The 13,682-nt window shown below is 62.6% G+C and carries 16 protein-coding genes; 11 read left to right on the top strand and 5 right to left on the bottom strand.

Features of this window, described 5'->3' with window-relative positions:
- The first annotated feature begins 17 nt into the window (after window positions 1-17).
- The 8 genes from ACZ5U1_RS03270 (at window position 18) to rplI (ending at window position 6,980) form a co-directional block, all read left to right on the top strand.
- Complete coding sequence (locus ACZ5U1_RS03270) at window positions 18-1,466, top strand: efflux transporter outer membrane subunit (protein WP_464779351.1); 1,449 nt, start codon at window positions 18-20, stop codon at window positions 1,464-1,466.
- Complete coding sequence (locus tag ACZ5U1_RS03265; protein WP_464779350.1) at window positions 1,459-2,889, top strand: efflux RND transporter periplasmic adaptor subunit; 1,431 nt, start codon at window positions 1,459-1,461, stop codon at window positions 2,887-2,889. Before ACZ5U1_RS03270 ends, ACZ5U1_RS03265 begins: the two co-directional genes overlap by 8 nt.
- 4 nt (window positions 2,890-2,893) lie before the next feature.
- The gene (locus ACZ5U1_RS03260; RefSeq protein WP_464779349.1) at window positions 2,894-3,592 is read left to right on the top strand and encodes an ABC transporter ATP-binding protein; all 699 of its coding nucleotides are present in this window, start codon (window positions 2,894-2,896) and stop codon (window positions 3,590-3,592) included.
- 184 nt (window positions 3,593-3,776) lie between these two features.
- Window positions 3,777-4,982: an ABC transporter permease gene (locus ACZ5U1_RS03255; protein WP_464779348.1), complete on the top strand. Its 1,206-nt coding sequence runs from the start codon at window positions 3,777-3,779 to the stop codon at window positions 4,980-4,982.
- A gap of 122 nt (window positions 4,983-5,104) precedes the next feature.
- Window positions 5,105-5,482 carry an RcnB family protein gene (locus ACZ5U1_RS03250; RefSeq protein ID WP_464779347.1) on the top strand — a complete coding sequence of 126 codons (378 nt, stop codon included), beginning with the start codon at window positions 5,105-5,107 and terminating at the stop codon, window positions 5,480-5,482.
- A gap of 227 nt (window positions 5,483-5,709) precedes the next feature.
- The gene (rpsF, locus tag ACZ5U1_RS03245; RefSeq protein WP_196225883.1) at window positions 5,710-6,132 is read left to right on the top strand and encodes a 30S ribosomal protein S6; all 423 of its coding nucleotides are present in this window, start codon (window positions 5,710-5,712) and stop codon (window positions 6,130-6,132) included.
- Window positions 6,133-6,145: 13 nt separating this feature from the next.
- Window positions 6,146-6,370 carry a 30S ribosomal protein S18 gene (gene rpsR / locus ACZ5U1_RS03240; RefSeq protein ID WP_004212076.1) on the top strand — a complete coding sequence of 75 codons (225 nt, stop codon included), beginning with the start codon at window positions 6,146-6,148 and terminating at the stop codon, window positions 6,368-6,370.
- A gap of 13 nt (window positions 6,371-6,383) precedes the next feature.
- Window positions 6,384-6,980 (top strand): 50S ribosomal protein L9, encoded by a 597-nt coding sequence (gene rplI, locus ACZ5U1_RS03235; protein WP_464779346.1) that lies wholly within the window; start codon window positions 6,384-6,386, stop codon window positions 6,978-6,980.
- A 194-nt stretch (window positions 6,981-7,174) separates the two neighbouring features.
- Here the strand turns inward: rplI and ACZ5U1_RS03230 are convergent, their stop codons facing one another.
- Window positions 7,175-7,885: a helix-turn-helix domain-containing protein gene (locus ACZ5U1_RS03230; RefSeq protein WP_464779345.1), complete on the bottom strand. Its 711-nt coding sequence runs from the start codon at window positions 7,883-7,885 to the stop codon at window positions 7,175-7,177.
- A gap of 156 nt (window positions 7,886-8,041) precedes the next feature.
- On the opposite strand from ACZ5U1_RS03230, the gene lgt reads away from it, so the two are divergent.
- Together lgt and ACZ5U1_RS03220 are read left to right on the top strand one after the other, a co-directional pair.
- Window positions 8,042-8,944: a prolipoprotein diacylglyceryl transferase gene (gene lgt, locus ACZ5U1_RS03225; RefSeq protein ID WP_464779344.1), complete on the top strand. Its 903-nt coding sequence runs from the start codon at window positions 8,042-8,044 to the stop codon at window positions 8,942-8,944.
- On the top strand, window positions 8,934-10,004 hold the full coding sequence (locus ACZ5U1_RS03220) for a class I SAM-dependent methyltransferase (RefSeq protein WP_464779343.1): 1,071 nt from the start codon (window positions 8,934-8,936) through the stop codon (window positions 10,002-10,004). The genes lgt and ACZ5U1_RS03220 overlap by 11 nt, the downstream gene beginning before the upstream one ends.
- Before the next feature lie 55 nt (window positions 10,005-10,059).
- Here the strand turns inward: ACZ5U1_RS03220 and gmk are convergent, their stop codons facing one another.
- Window positions 10,060-10,725, bottom strand: coding sequence for a guanylate kinase (gene gmk, locus ACZ5U1_RS03215; RefSeq protein WP_464779342.1), 666 nt, complete (start codon window positions 10,723-10,725; stop codon window positions 10,060-10,062).
- A gap of 27 nt (window positions 10,726-10,752) precedes the next feature.
- Between gmk and ACZ5U1_RS03210 the strand changes: the two genes are divergently transcribed.
- Complete coding sequence (locus tag ACZ5U1_RS03210; protein ID WP_464779341.1) at window positions 10,753-11,352, top strand: DUF2585 domain-containing protein; 600 nt, start codon at window positions 10,753-10,755, stop codon at window positions 11,350-11,352.
- Here ACZ5U1_RS03210 and ACZ5U1_RS03205 read toward each other — a convergent pair.
- The 3 genes from ACZ5U1_RS03205 to ACZ5U1_RS03195 form a co-directional block, all read right to left on the bottom strand.
- Window positions 11,349-11,687 carry a hypothetical protein gene (locus ACZ5U1_RS03205; RefSeq protein ID WP_464779340.1) on the bottom strand — a complete coding sequence of 113 codons (339 nt, stop codon included), beginning with the start codon at window positions 11,685-11,687 and terminating at the stop codon, window positions 11,349-11,351. The genes ACZ5U1_RS03210 and ACZ5U1_RS03205 overlap by 4 nt on opposite strands.
- Before the next feature lie 40 nt (window positions 11,688-11,727).
- A complete protein-coding gene (gene fumC, locus ACZ5U1_RS03200) occupies window positions 11,728-13,110 on the bottom strand; it encodes a class II fumarate hydratase (protein ID WP_464779339.1) in 1,383 nt (460 codons plus the stop codon).
- Between the two features lie 66 nt (window positions 13,111-13,176).
- On the bottom strand, window positions 13,177-13,653 hold the full coding sequence (locus tag ACZ5U1_RS03195) for an SspB family protein (RefSeq protein ID WP_449473174.1): 477 nt from the start codon (window positions 13,651-13,653) through the stop codon (window positions 13,177-13,179).
- Window positions 13,654-13,682: the final 29 nt, after the last annotated feature.

Genomic DNA, 13,682 nt, shown 5'->3' with positions numbered 1-13,682 from the left:
CGGAGTGCAAGGAAAAGGTGCGATATCGCATTGGCTGGATCAGCGGGGCGGCGTTGACGCTCTCGGCTTGCGCGGCGGGGCCTGACTACCGGGCGCCGCAACCGGCTGCCTTGGGGGTGCCGGGCAGCTATTATGCGGCACCGGCGGGCGGCGCGCTGAGTGAAGCGGAGCTTGCGAGCTGGTGGACCCGGTTGAACGATCCGGTTCTTGCAGGACTGATCGACCGGGCGGTGGCCAGCAACCTCGACATAGTTCAGGCACAGGCGCGCTTGCGGCAGGCGCGGGAGTCGCTGGTGCAGGCGCGGGCAGCCTTTCTGCCGCAGGTCAATGCGTCGGGTTCTGCCGGGCGGAGCTATTCCAACCGTGGTGGCGGCACGCGCGTTATCGACGGCAATGTCGTGTCCACTGGATCGGACAGGTGGAGCAGCAGCTATTCCCTGGGCGCCAATGCGAGCTGGCAGATCGACCTGTTCGGCGAATTGTCCCGATCGGCCGAGGCTGCGCGCGCGGATCTGGCTGCGTCGGGCTATGACCTCGCCAATGTGCGGCTGACCATCATAGCCGAACTGGTCACCAACTATATTCAGGCAAGGCAAACGCAGGAGCAGTTGCGCATCGCCCGTGAAACGCAGGCGATCCAGCAGGATAATTATAATATCGCCAACTGGCGGCTGCAGGCGGGGCTGGTGTCCTCGCTAGATGAGCAACAGGCTCGCGCCCAGCTCGCCCAGACGAACGCGGCGATCCCGCAACTGGAGGCCAGCCTGCGCGGCAGCCTGAACCGCATTGCCGTGCTGACCGGGCAAGCGCCGGGCGAAGCCACGCGCGCGCTGGAAGCCCCTGCCCCGATCCCGGTCGCTTCTACCCTGATCGCCGTCGGCATTCCCGCCGATACGCTGCGCCAGCGGCCCGATGTAAGGGGAGCGGAAAGGGCTCTAGCGGCGGCAACAGCGCGGATCGGTGTGGCGCAGGCACAGCTTTACCCGTCGCTCGGGATCAGCGGCAATATCGGCACCAACGCGACCAGCATCAAAAGCCTGTTCGACATCATCACCGGCGGTGTCTTCGCCAATGTTGCACAAGTCATCTTCGATGGCGGGCGGCTCGCTTCTCAGGTGCGGTCGCAAAGGGCGGCTACGGATGCAGCCTTCGCCGCCTATAAGCAGAGCGTGCTGACGGCGCTTGAAGATGTCGAAAATGCCATGACGTCCCTGAACAGCGCCCGCCAGCGCAAGGCCGAGTTCGCCACCGCCTTCGATGCGTCGAACAACGCCGCCCTGCTGGCGCGCAGCCAGTATCAGTCTGGGCTGATCGATTTCCAGACGCTTTCCAACACCGAAACCACGCTGTTGAACGCGCGCAATAGCCTTGCGGCTGCGCAAGCCGACGAGGCCCTTGCCATCGCCCAGCTCTACAACGCGCTGGGTGGCGGCTGGCAGAATATGGACAACCGCCCCAATGAGTGAAGATGTGAGCACGGACAAGGATCTGGACGAATTTCTCGGCGCGCGTCCCGAAAAGCCGTGGCGCAAATGGGTGGTGCGGGGTGCGGTCGGGCTGGCGCTGCTGATCCTGATCCTGCTGCTCGCCCGCTGTTTTTCGGGCGAGGACAAGCCGAACTTCGCCACGCGGGAGGTGCGACGCGGCGACTTGACGGTGACGGTGTCGGCTACCGGGAATCTGAAGCCCATCAATCAGGTGGATGTGGGCTCTGAACAGTCGGGCAAGATCACGCGTGTTTATGTCGATGTGAATGATCGCGTGACGAAAGGGCAGCGACTAGCTGAACTCGATACCCGGCGCCTTGTGGATTCGGTTACTCAGAACCGGGCACAGGTTACGGCGTCGCAGGCCAGTGTCAGCCAGGCGCAGGCGCAGGTCGCGCTGGCCAAGGCGACGCTCGACCGGCAACTGAACGTCTTTCGTCTGTCGGGCGGGCGCGTGCCTGCCAAGACGGAACTGGATGCGGCGCGGGCTGATTATCAGTCCGCTTTGGGCAATTTGCGGGCGCAACAGGCGCAAGTCAGTGTGTCGCGGGCTCAGCTTGCGACGGCGCAGACTAACCTGTCGATCGCGCAGATCGTGTCACCGGTGACCGGCGTCGTCTTGTCCCGCGACATCGAGCCCGGCCAAACAGTAGCCGCGTCCTTCAATGCCCCTGTGCTGTTCACAATCGCCGAAGACCTGACCAAGATGGAGGTGGAAGTCGCGGTCGATGAAGCCGATGTCGGTCAGGTGAAAGAAGGCCAAACGGCGACCTTTGCCGTCGATGCCTTTCCGGGCCGAACGTTCCCCGCGCGGGTGACGCGGGTCAATGTCGGCTCCAATGCTTCAAGCAGTTCCTCCTCCTCATCGGGCAGCAGCACGACGGCCAGCACGGCTGGAACTGTGGTGGCATACGCGGCGGTCCTCGCCGTCGATAACAAGGATGAGACGCTGCGCCCCGGCATGACGGCGACGGCCGACGTCGTGACGCAGCAGTTGAGTGACGTTTTGCTGGTTCCAAACGCCGCGTTACGGTTCAAGCCGAGCACGGGCGCGGGACAAGGCGGCGGCATTACGAGTCAGATCGTGCCCGGCCCTCGCCGCTTCCGCCGTGGCGGCGCCAACCGGCAGGTTAGCTTCGGTATTGGCAGCAGCCAGACTGTCTATGTCGTCGGCGAAGATGGCAATCCCAAGGCCGTGCAGGTGACAGTCGGCGCCAGCGACGGAGCGCGCACGGCCATCACTGGTGGCGGGTTGAAGCCGGGCATGCGGGTCATCACGGGCCAGTTGGCGGCGGGACAGGAACAGCCTGCGGAGGACAGCTCGAACGGCGGCGGCCAGCGGCGTGACCGTTCCGGTGGCGGAGGAGAGCCTCGCGGCACCGGTCGGCAGAATGGAACCTGACGCAGTGCCTGATCCGATCATCTCCTTGCGCGGCGTCACCAAACTCTATGGTTCGGGCGCCACCGCCTTTCAGGCGCTGAAGGGTATCGACCTGGACATTGAGGAGGGGGATTTCGTCGCGGTCATGGGGCCTTCAGGTTCGGGCAAGTCCACAGCGATGAACATTATCGGCTGCCTCGACGTACCCAGCAGCGGCGAGTTCCTGTTCAAGGGACGCCATGTCGAAACGCTGGACCGCGACCAGAGGGCGCTGCTCCGCCGCCGCTATCTTGGCTTTGTGTTTCAGGGCTTCAACCTCTTGTCCCGGACGAGCGCGCTGGAGAATGTCGAATTGCCGCTTCTCTACCGGGGCGAGGACAAGAAGGCGCGTTATGATGCGGGCATGGCCGCGCTCGACAAGGTGGGTCTTAAGGAATGGTGGGGCCATACGCCCGCTGAACTGTCAGGCGGGCAGCAGCAGCGCGTTGCCATCGCGCGGGCGATCGTGACGCATCCTGCAGTGCTGCTGGCCGACGAGCCGACGGGCAATCTGGATTCGGAACGGTCGGTGGAGATCATGGAACTGCTGACCGACCTCAACCGGAATAGCGGCATCACCGTGCTGATGGTCACGCATGAACCCGACATGGCCGCCTATGCGCGCATGATCGTGCATTTCAAGGACGGGCTGGTGGAGCGGATAGATGCGGGGGTGAAGGTGTGAGGACTGTACGCCCCCAACCTTCTCCCTTGAAGGGAGAAGGATACGAAGCCTTGCTCGCGCCGCGAGCTAGGCGAAGTTGGATGAGGGTGAGAGGCTGCGCGCCTCCCCCTCACCCAGCTTCGGCTAGGCAGCACGCTGCCAAGCCTTCGCAACCCTCTCCCCGGAGGGGCGAGGGAGAGCGGGAATGCTAGGAACGACCGTCACCCTGGCGTTCCGGGCCATCAACCGGCACAAGCTGCGTAGCTTCCTGACGACGCTGGGCATCATCATCGGCGTGGCGGCGGTGGTCACCATGGTGACGCTGGGCAACGGTGCGACGGCGGCCGTGCGGCAGCAAATCAGCTCGCTGGGCGCGAATGTGTTGCAGCTGCGGCCGGGGCAAGGCTTTGGCCGGGGCGGTGGCGGACCTAGACCGCCAGACTTCAAGTCGGCCGACCTAACGGCGATCGAGAACCAGCTGACCGGCGTGCGCGCCGTCGCCCCGCTGGTGCAATCCAGCGGCACCGCCATCTATGAGGGCAGCAACTGGTCGACGACCGTCTATGGCACCACCGCTTCCTATTTCGAGGTGCAAAGCTGGAAGGCTGACGCGGGCCGCCTCTTCATGCCGGAGGAGGAGGAAGCGGGCAAAGGCGTCTGCATCATCGGCAATACGGTACGCACGAACCTGTTCCAAGGGAGCGATCCGACGGGCAAGCGCCTGCGCATCAAGGGCGTATCCTGTCAGGTCATCGGCGCTTTGGCGACCCGCGGCCAAGGAGGCTTTGGCGATCAGGACGATGTCGTCGTCATGCCGATCAAGTTCGTGCAGCGCCGCTTCACCGGCGACCGCGACATCAGCCAGATCATGATCGCGGTGGACGACGCCTATGACACCTCCACGGTTCAGGCCAGCCTTGAGGAACTGATGCGCGAGCGGCGCAAGGTGAAGCCGGGCGCGGACGATAATTTCAACGTGTTCGATACCAAGCAGATAAGCGACACGCTGACCGGGACGACCACCATATTGACTCAGATCGTGGCGGCGGTCGCGGCCATTTCGCTGCTGGTGGGCGGAATCGGCATCATGAACATCATGCTTGTGTCGGTGACGGAGCGCACGCGCGAGATCGGCATTCGCCTCGCCATCGGCGCTGTCGCGCGGGAGGTGCTAATGCAGTTCCTGGTGGAGGCGATCGTTCTGTCCTGCCTGGGTGGGCTGATCGGCCTGATCCTTGCCCTGATCGCCTCGGTCATCATTGCGCCGTTGATGCAGGTGCCCTTCATCTTCGACGTGAAGGTGAACATGATCGCCTTCTTCTTTTCGGCGGCGATCGGGGTGGTGTTCGGCTATTTCCCGGCGCGACGGGCGGCGGCGCTCAATCCCATCGACGCGCTGCGGCACGAATGATGGCTGTTACAATTTCAGACAGTTAAGCCGCGTTCCCGGCACAAGCTTGCGACAAATCCCGCCTAAATCTGTCTTCAACGCCGGAGCAACGGCGCAACAGATTAAGGTAAGGAGCAAGCGAGATGATCAAGAAACTGCTGATGACGCTGGCCGCGACCACGATGGTCGCAAGCCCCATGGTCGCCGCGCAGGCGCAGGCCGCGCCGCATCGCGAAGTGACCCGCGTGGTGAAGCAAGGCCCGCATGGCCGCACCGTGGTCAAGCACAAGGTGGTCAAGCACAAGACGGTCGTGCGCAAGAACGACTATCGCCGCTGGGGCAAGGGCCAGCGCTTCGACCGCCGCTATGCCCGCGATTATCGCGTGATCAACAATTATCGCGACTATCGCCTGAACGCCCCGCCGCGCGGTTATCACTGGGTCCGTTCCGGCAATGACGCAGTGCTGGTCGCGATCACCAGTGGCATCATCGGCGCGGTTATAGGCAGCGCAATCCGTTAAGGCTTCGTTCCACCGAGCAGCCAGAAAGCGCCCGGGGGACCTCTCTCCCTCCGGGGCGCTTTCTCTTGCGTCCACCCTTGCCAACCCGGCGCATTTCCGCCATAGGCGCCGCTTCGCGTGGGCCGGGGTGACTCGGGAACGCGCGGATGAGTGCTTGAGACGACAGCCGGAGGGGCGTTCCACATGGGGTGGGCGTCAGCGATCGGCCAACAGATGAGGCAATACCCATGGCTCTTTACGAGCATGTGTTCCTTGCGCGCCAGGACCTGGCACAGGCGCAGGTGGACGCACTGGCGGAAACCGCCACCAAGATCGTCGAGGATAATGCTGGCAAGGTGACCAAGGTGGAAACCTGGGGCCTGCGCAGCCTCGCCTACAAGATCGCCAAGAACCGCAAGGCTCACTATGTGATGCTGAACATCGACGCCCCAGCCGGTGTCGTCGCGGAACTGGAGCGCCAGACGCAGATCAACGAAGACATCATCCGCTACATGACCGTCAAGGTCGATGAGCTGGAAACCGGCCCGTCGGTGATGATGCGCAAGCAGGAACGCGCCGAGCGTGGTCCGCGCGGTGATCGTGGTGACCGTGGTCCTCGCGAAGATCGTGGCCCGCGCCGCGATCGCGATGAAGCCCCGGCTGGCGAATAAGGAGATCTGAACAATGGCACGCCCGTTTTTCCGCCGCCGCAAGAGCTGCCCCTTCGCCGCCAAGGATGCGCCGAAGATCGATTACAAGGACGTCCGTCTGCTGCAGGGCTTCGTGTCCGAGCGCGGCAAGATCGTCCCCAGCCGCATCACGGCTGTGTCCGCCAAGAAGCAGCGTGAGCTGGCCCAGGCCATCAAGCGCGCCCGTCACCTGGGCCTGCTGCCCTACATCGTGAAGTGAGGGAGTAAGACTCATGGAAATCATTCTCCTCGAACGGATCGAGAAGCTGGGTGCCATCGGTGACATCGTCACCGTGAAGGACGGTTACGCTCGTAACTTCCTGCTGCCCAACAAGAAGGCGCTGCGCTCCAACAACGCCAACAAGAAGGTCTTCGAAGCCAACCGCGCGAAGATCGAGGCCGACAACGCCGCCCGCCGTGGCGACGCTGAAAAGGCTGCCGAAGGCGTCAACGGCAAGCAGATCGTCCTGATCCGCCAGTCGTCCAACGCCGGTCACCTCTACGGCTCGGTCGCGGTTCGCGACGTCGTCGAGGCGCTGCACGCCGATGGCGTGACCAACGTCACCAAGGCGATGGTCGTGCTGGAACGTCCGATCAAGACGCTCGGCGTGTTCGACGTCAAGGTCGCGCTGCACCCCGAAGTTGCCGTCACCATTCAGGTGAACGTCGCTCGCTCGCCGGAAGAAGCTGATCTGCAAGCGCAGGGCGTCGACGTGATGGCCGACCTGTTCGAAAAGGACGAGGCTGGCTTCACCGAAGATTATGATCCGAACGCGGAACCCGGCGAAATCGCCGTGGAAGCGGAAGAAGCTCCGGCTGAAGAAGCCTGAGTTTCCACAACGGACCAAAAAGAAAGCCGCCCCTCACCGGGCGGCTTTTTTATTGGATGGTCAGCGGGGTGCTGGAGGTTGCGATCCTGCTGGCACGTCATGCCTATTATTTACATAACTAAATCCGTTCGGGCAGGCTACGGACCAACGGTCGCATGGGAGCAAATTCGCCCACGCACCCATCCGATGGCGCTTCAATAATCGATGCGGATCTGCACCTGCGAGACATCGACGCCTGCGTGTTTCGCGACTTCCCGCTTCGCTGAATCGATGACATCATGAAGCTGCTGACCCAGACGGGCATTGCCCACCCCTGCGGAACCGTGCGGCGGCGCGACCGCCTCGCCCACAAGCAACTGCTGCTCGGTCAGGCCGAATGCCTGGGCGAGGGCGATCAGGCTCCTGCGCCGGGGCATGGTTTTACCCACTTCCCACGCCCACAGCGAGGGTTTGCTGAAACCCGTCAACTTGGACAACGCTTCCCGGCTGAGGCCGCGTTCGCGGCGCAACCGGCGCAGACGCGCAGGAAACATTTCAGGGCTTTGCGCATCGGCGGCATGATCGACCGGCCTGCCATTGCTGCGCACCGTGCTGCGAAGCCGGGTCGCACTGACAGCGGCTTGGGGGAGCGCCTCATCGAACCGGCATCCAAATAGCGGTTCATCCTGCCACACGACGCGGGCGGAGACGGAACCCGCTTCGGGCAGGGACAAAAGCACGCCTTGGCCAAGCTGTAGTTTTGAGCTGGTTTCAATCAGCATCCCCGCCGTGGAGATATCGTGAACCACGACGTCGGCTGATCCCTCACCCAGTGCTTCGGCCACCTCAAGGCGAACGGGCCAACGAATATCGGCGCGCTTGTCGCCGGGTTCGGGGGATTGCTCCATGATCGGATCGATAGCCATGCTATGATACTCGCATTTAATGGGTTTACAGCAAGTTAATGCCTGAAGCGGGTTGGAGCGATCCGGGCCATTCTTCCCTGCCCCATTCTGTTCAGCCATCATCCCGGACCCGGATGAAAATAACAGCCCCCTTTCCTCCTTACCCTATCCTGCTCTATGGCGAAGGCCATATTTCCGAAGGGGACCGACAACTTGATCCTAGACCTTGCCGCCGCGGCTTCGGGCGCCATTCGTTTCGATCAGCTGGGGCTAAGCCCGGTCGCGCTCGACCTCGGCTTCTTCACGCTCAAATGGTACAGCCTCGCCTATCTGGCGGGCATATTGATCGGCTACTGGTATCTGCTGAAACTTATCGCCCAGCCGGGTTCTCCCATGGCGCGGCGGCATGCCGACGACATGATCTTCTATGCTACGCTCGGCATCATCATCGGTGGGCGGCTGGCCTATGTCTTCTTTTACCAGCCCGAAATCCTGCGCAATCCGCTCGACATCTTCAAACTGTGGAACGGCGGCATGTCCTTCCATGGGGGCGCGATCGGCGTGTCGCTGGGCATCCTCTACATGGCGCGGAAGGAAAAGCTGTCGTGGCTGCGCATCCATGATTTCGTCGCCTGCTGCGTACCCTTCGGGCTGTTTTTCGGCCGCCTCGCCAATTTCGTGAATGGCGAGCTATGGGGCAAGGAAACGGACGTGCCGTGGGCTATCATCTTCCCGACCGGCGACCCCTTCCCCCGCCATCCGAGCCAGCTTTACGAAGCCTTTTTCGAAGGTATCGTGCTGTTCCTCATCCTCGCCTTCGCCTTCTGGAAGACGCGCGCGCGCTACAAGCCGGGAATGCTCGTGGGGATTTTCCTGCTGGGCTACGGCATATTCCGTTTCGGCGTGGAATATTTCCGCGAAGCTGACGCGCAGCTGATGGAATTTGCAGCGCGCACCGGCCTTCACATGGGCCAGTGGCTGTGCGTGCCGATGATCCTGGGCGGCCTATACCTGATAGCAACCGCGAAGGGCCGCCGCGTTCGCGTGGAGCCAATCGCGGGGAGCGCGAGTGTCAGCTGAACCGCTGAACCTCGCCCAGCGGCTGGCTCGGCAGATTGACGCCGGGGGGCCGATCTCGGTCGCGCACTATATGGCTGAGGCGAACCAGCATTATTACGGCACGCGCGATCCTCTGGGCGCGGCAGGCGATTTCACCACCGCGCCGGAGATCAGCCAGATGTTCGGCGAACTGGTCGGCCTGTGCCTGGCAGACTTGTGGATGCGATCGGGCAGCCGTCCGAACGCACTTTATGTTGAGCTTGGTCCAGGGCGCGGCACTCTCGCGTCCGATGCGCTGCGCGCCATGGGCAACGCGGGATTAACGCCCCAACCCCATTTCGTCGAAACCAGTCCGTCCTTGCGCGAGCGGCAACGCGCTCTCGTCCCGAACGTCTTTCACCATGACAGCGTCGGCGCCCTACCGGACAATGCGCCGCTACTGGTCGTCGCCAACGAGTTTTTCGATGCCCTGCCCGTCCGCCAGATCATCCGTTCGGGTGAAGAATGGCGCGAGCGGGTGGTCATCTGCCCTGATGAGGCCGACTCGAACCGTTTCGAGGCCGTGCCGGGCTATCGGCGCGTCGAATCGGGCATTCCCGCCATCGCGGCGGACGCTCCGGATGGAGCGATCATTGAAATACCGCTGGCAGGGACCGCCATCGCGCTGGAACTGGCGCAGCGGATCGCGCGGCAAGGCGGCGCCGCGATCATCATCGACTATGGCTATGAAGGTCCTGCGATCGGCGACACGTTGCAAGCCGTGCGCGAACACCAATTTGCGGACCCTTTCCTGGAACCGGGCGAAAGCGATCTTACGACCCATGTCGATTTCACCATGATCGGCAACATGGCGCGGCAGGCGGGCCTGCGAGTGATAGGGCCGGTGAACCAGGGTGAGTTGCTGCGAAAGCTAGGCATTGACGCGCGGGCGGATCAGCTCGCGCGCACATCCCCCGCACGGGCGGCAGAGGTGGAGGCTGCGCGGCTGCGGCTGACTGCCGATGACGCCATGGGGACGCTGTTCAAGGCGATGGCCTGGGTGCATCCGGATTGGGCGGAACCGGCGGGATTTGAGAGGTAGACCAGTCTCTCTCGCCTTCGATCGAAACTAACGGAGGCGAGAAAACTAGGCTTCCTCAATCTTCCTGATGATAACGGCTCAACCGGCGAATGAAGCCGATAAGGCCGGTCTGGCGGCTGCGCTTCATGCGCTCGGCGTGAAGGATCGTCTGAACCCGCCTGAAGCAATCGTCCGCATCGACATTGCAGAGAACATAATCATAGCCGTCCCAATGCGCGATTTCATTGGCCGCGCGGGACATGCGGCCTTCGATCACTTCCTCGCTGTCGGTCGCACGGCCGCGCAGGCGGCGTTCCAGCTCTTCCATCGAGGGAGGCAGGATGAATACCCGCACGACATCGCCCCCGGCGATCTGGTGCAGCTGCTGAGCGCCCTGCCAGTCGATGTCGAAAAGTACGTCACGACCGCTCTTCAACATGGCCTCGACCGGCGCGCGCGGCGTGCCGTAGCGCTGGCCGAAGACGTGCGCCCACTCGAGAAATTCATGCTCCGCCGTCATCCGGCGAAATTCCTCCAGATCGACGAAATGATAGTCCTTGCCGTCCACTTCGCCCGGCCGCATCGGCCGCGTGGTGGCGGAAACGGACATGGCGAGGTCCGACTCAGCCGCCAGAAGCTTGCGCGCGATGGTGGATTTGCCCGCGCCAGAAGGCGAGGAAAGAACGAAGAGCACGCCACGCCGCTTGAAATCGGGCGCCTCAATAGGGATGCTGTCGGCCATGGCCGCTAGTGACGCCGTGGAACGCGTTTGGCAAGAGGCCGTGAAGGGGGACGATCGTTGAGACGCAAGGCACTACGCAACCGCCGGGGCTTCGTTGCCGCCGGGATCATCGTACTGCTGACCTGCGCGCTGCTATTCTTGATGGCGCGGCCGCCGATCTGCACTTGCGGCAATGTCGAGCTGTGGCATGGGGCACTGGACAGCGGCAACAGCCAGCATATCGCCGATTGGTACAGCCTCAGCCATGTGATCCACGGCTTCCTCTTCTACGCAGGCGCGTGGGCTTTGATGCGACGGCAACCGATTGGCCCACGCTTTGCGCTGGCGGTGCTGGTCGAATCCGTGTGGGAGATATTGGAGAACTCGCCGATCATCATCGACCGCTACCGCGCGGCGACGATCGCGCTGGGCTATAGTGGCGACAGCATCCTGAATTCGACGAGCGATATCGGTATGATGGCGCTCGGCTTCCTCTTCGCGGCCCGCGCGCCGGTCGCGGTGACGATATGCGCTGGCATCGCACTGGAAATCATCGCGCTAGTGGCGATCCGCGACAATCTGACGCTCAACGTGCTGATGCTGGCTTGGCCGATTGAAGCGATAAAAAGCTGGCAGTCGGCCCTTTAGGCCTTTTTCGTGCGGGCTTCGGTGATCGGCACCGGTTCGTTGCTAAGATCAGGCAGCGCCTTCACCGCACGTTTGCGATCGACTTCTCGCTTCGTCTCATACGCTTTGCCTGCCAGATAAGCGCCGGTGACGAACAGCGCACCCATCGGATAGCGCATGATCAGCCGCTTGGCGCCCATGCCCGCGATAAGTCCGACCACGCCCTTCTTTCCGGTAGCCGCAGCAACGCGGGCCGCGACGACGGCCGCGCCCAGGCGTGCCGTCTTTCGTAGCAGCCCTGCCTTGCGCGGCGGGCGGACGGTGACAAGCGGCTGTTTGGCAGTGATCTTCTTCATATGGCGATCAATGTATCGCAGGACGGGCGGTTCCGCCAGTTCACACCATATTTTCCGGCCGGACCAGCCGATCAAAACTTTCCTCATCGATCAGGCCAAGGGCAAGGCCCGCCTCCTTGAGCGTGAGCCCTTCTGCATGCGCATGTTTCGCGATCTTCGCGGCGTTGTCATATCCGATCTCGGGCACGAGGGCGGTGACCAGCATCAGCGACCTGTCGACCAGTTCCGCAATGCGCTTCTCGTTCGCCTCCAGCCCCTCGACGCAGCGTTCGGCAAAGCTATCCATGCCAACGCTCAGCAAATGGATGGAACGCAGGACGGCAGCGCCGATCATCGGTTTGAAGACATTCAATTCCAGATGCCCCTGAAGGCCGCCGACCGTGACGGCCTGATGATTGCCGATCACCTGGCTCGCCACCATGGTCAGCATCTCGCACTGGGTCGGATTGACCTTTCCGGGCATGATCGAACTGCCCGGTTCATTGGCAGGAAGATCCAGTTCGCCGAGCCCGGAACGCGGTCCGCTACCAAGCAGGCGGATGTCGTTTGCGATCTTGGTGAGCGAGACGGCCAGCGTGGCGAGGGTCGAGGAGAGATGGACCAGCGAATCGTTGGAGGCGAGCGCTTCGAACTTGTTATCGGCCGTGCGGAACGGCAGGCCGGTGATCGCCGCAATCTCCCTTGCCATGGTGACGTCAAAGCCCTCGGGCGCGTTCAACCCCGTACCCACGGCGGTTCCCCCCTGGGCGAGGGCCATCATCCCGTGCATGACGGCAGGCTCGATCCGATTGCGACAGCGGTATAGCTGATGCGCGTAACCCGAAAATTCCTGCCCCAGCGTCAGCGGCGTTGCGTCCTGAAGATGGGTGCGGCCAATCTTCACGATGCCGCCCCAGGCCTGCGCCTTGTCATCCAGCGCCCTGTGAAGCCGGTCGAGCGCGGGAAAGAGTTGCTCCATCGCGGCGCGCGCGGCGGCGATGTGAAGCGCGGTGGGAAAGCTGTCGTTGGACGACTGCCCCATATTCACATGATCATTAGGGTGAACCGGCGACTTGCCACCCCGCTTGCCTGTCAGCGCTTCGTTGGCGACGCCGGCGATCACCTCATTCACATTCATGTTGGATTGCGTGCCGCTGCCCGTCTGCCAGATGACGAGCGGGAATTGGTCGTCATGACCGCCCGCGATCACTCGGGCGGCGGCTGCTTCAATCGCTTCGGCAAGCTCTGGCGCCAATCCTTCCGTGCGATTGACCCGCGCCGCAGCCTGTTTGACGATGGCGAGCGCGTGGATAATCCCGATCGGCATGCGCTCCATCGGTCCGAAGGGAAAATTTTCGATGCTGCGTTGGGTCTGCGCGCCCCAATAGGCGCTTGCAGGCACCTCTATGGAGCCGATGCTATCGGTTTCCGTGCGGCTTTTCATGCAAAGGCTCCCGGAACATAAGGTCAGGAAACCAATCTGGGAGGTAAGGCGGCTATCCGCCAGCCCTTATTTCTTCTTGCCGAAATCCACAGTCACGACGTTGGAGCCGTCTTCGGTCGTGACCAGCGGCGCGTCATTCTCCGCTTCCTCATGCGGCTCTGGCAATCCGTCCGACTGCACCTGGAATTGGAGCGCGAAATTCACCGCGGGATCCACGAAGGCCGTGATGGCGGCGAAGGGTATTACAAGATGCGACGCAACCTGATTGAAAGTCAGGCTGACCTCGAACCCGTCGCTGCTGACTTTCAGATCCCAGAATTTATTCTGAAGGACGATCGTCATCTCGTCCGGGAAACGTTCCACCAATTGCTTGGGAATCGCGACTCCGGGAGCCTGCGTCTTGAACGTGATGTAGAAATGATGCGAACCCGGCAGACCGCCAGAATGCTCGACTTCGCCCAGCACGCGGCCGACCACGGCACGCAGCGCCTCCTGAACGATTTCGTCGTAGGGAATCAGGCTGTCAGGCAAGTCGTCGCTCATCCCCCATTGTCCTAACGGCGCGGCGCGGC

It is taken from the genome of Sphingobium sp. TomTYG72, assembly GCF_055394715.1.
Note: the sequence above shows the minus strand (reverse complement) of the source record. Positions and strands in the feature narration are given on the sequence as shown.

Coding starts and splice junctions, on each gene's coding strand:
- ACZ5U1_RS03230 (WP_464779345.1), bottom strand. CDS start 7,885: ATGGCTATCGATCCGATCATGGAGCAATCCCCCGAACCCGGCGACAAG.
- rpsR (WP_004212076.1), top strand. CDS start 6,146: ATGGCACGCCCGTTTTTCCGCCGCCGCAAGAGCTGCCCCTTCGCCGCC.
- ACZ5U1_RS03265 (WP_464779350.1), top strand. CDS start 1,459: ATGAGTGAAGATGTGAGCACGGACAAGGATCTGGACGAATTTCTCGGC.
- ACZ5U1_RS03250 (WP_464779347.1), top strand. CDS start 5,105: ATGATCAAGAAACTGCTGATGACGCTGGCCGCGACCACGATGGTCGCA.
- ACZ5U1_RS03255 (WP_464779348.1), top strand. CDS start 3,777: ATGCTAGGAACGACCGTCACCCTGGCGTTCCGGGCCATCAACCGGCAC.
- ACZ5U1_RS03205 (WP_464779340.1), bottom strand. CDS start 11,687: ATGAAGAAGATCACTGCCAAACAGCCGCTTGTCACCGTCCGCCCGCCG.
- fumC (WP_464779339.1), bottom strand. CDS start 13,110: ATGAAAAGCCGCACGGAAACCGATAGCATCGGCTCCATAGAGGTGCCT.
- rplI (WP_464779346.1), top strand. CDS start 6,384: ATGGAAATCATTCTCCTCGAACGGATCGAGAAGCTGGGTGCCATCGGT.
- ACZ5U1_RS03195 (WP_449473174.1), bottom strand. CDS start 13,653: ATGAGCGACGACTTGCCTGACAGCCTGATTCCCTACGACGAAATCGTT.
- lgt (WP_464779344.1), top strand. CDS start 8,042: ATGGCGAAGGCCATATTTCCGAAGGGGACCGACAACTTGATCCTAGAC.
- rpsF (WP_196225883.1), top strand. CDS start 5,710: ATGGCTCTTTACGAGCATGTGTTCCTTGCGCGCCAGGACCTGGCACAG.
- gmk (WP_464779342.1), bottom strand. CDS start 10,725: ATGGCCGACAGCATCCCTATTGAGGCGCCCGATTTCAAGCGGCGTGGC.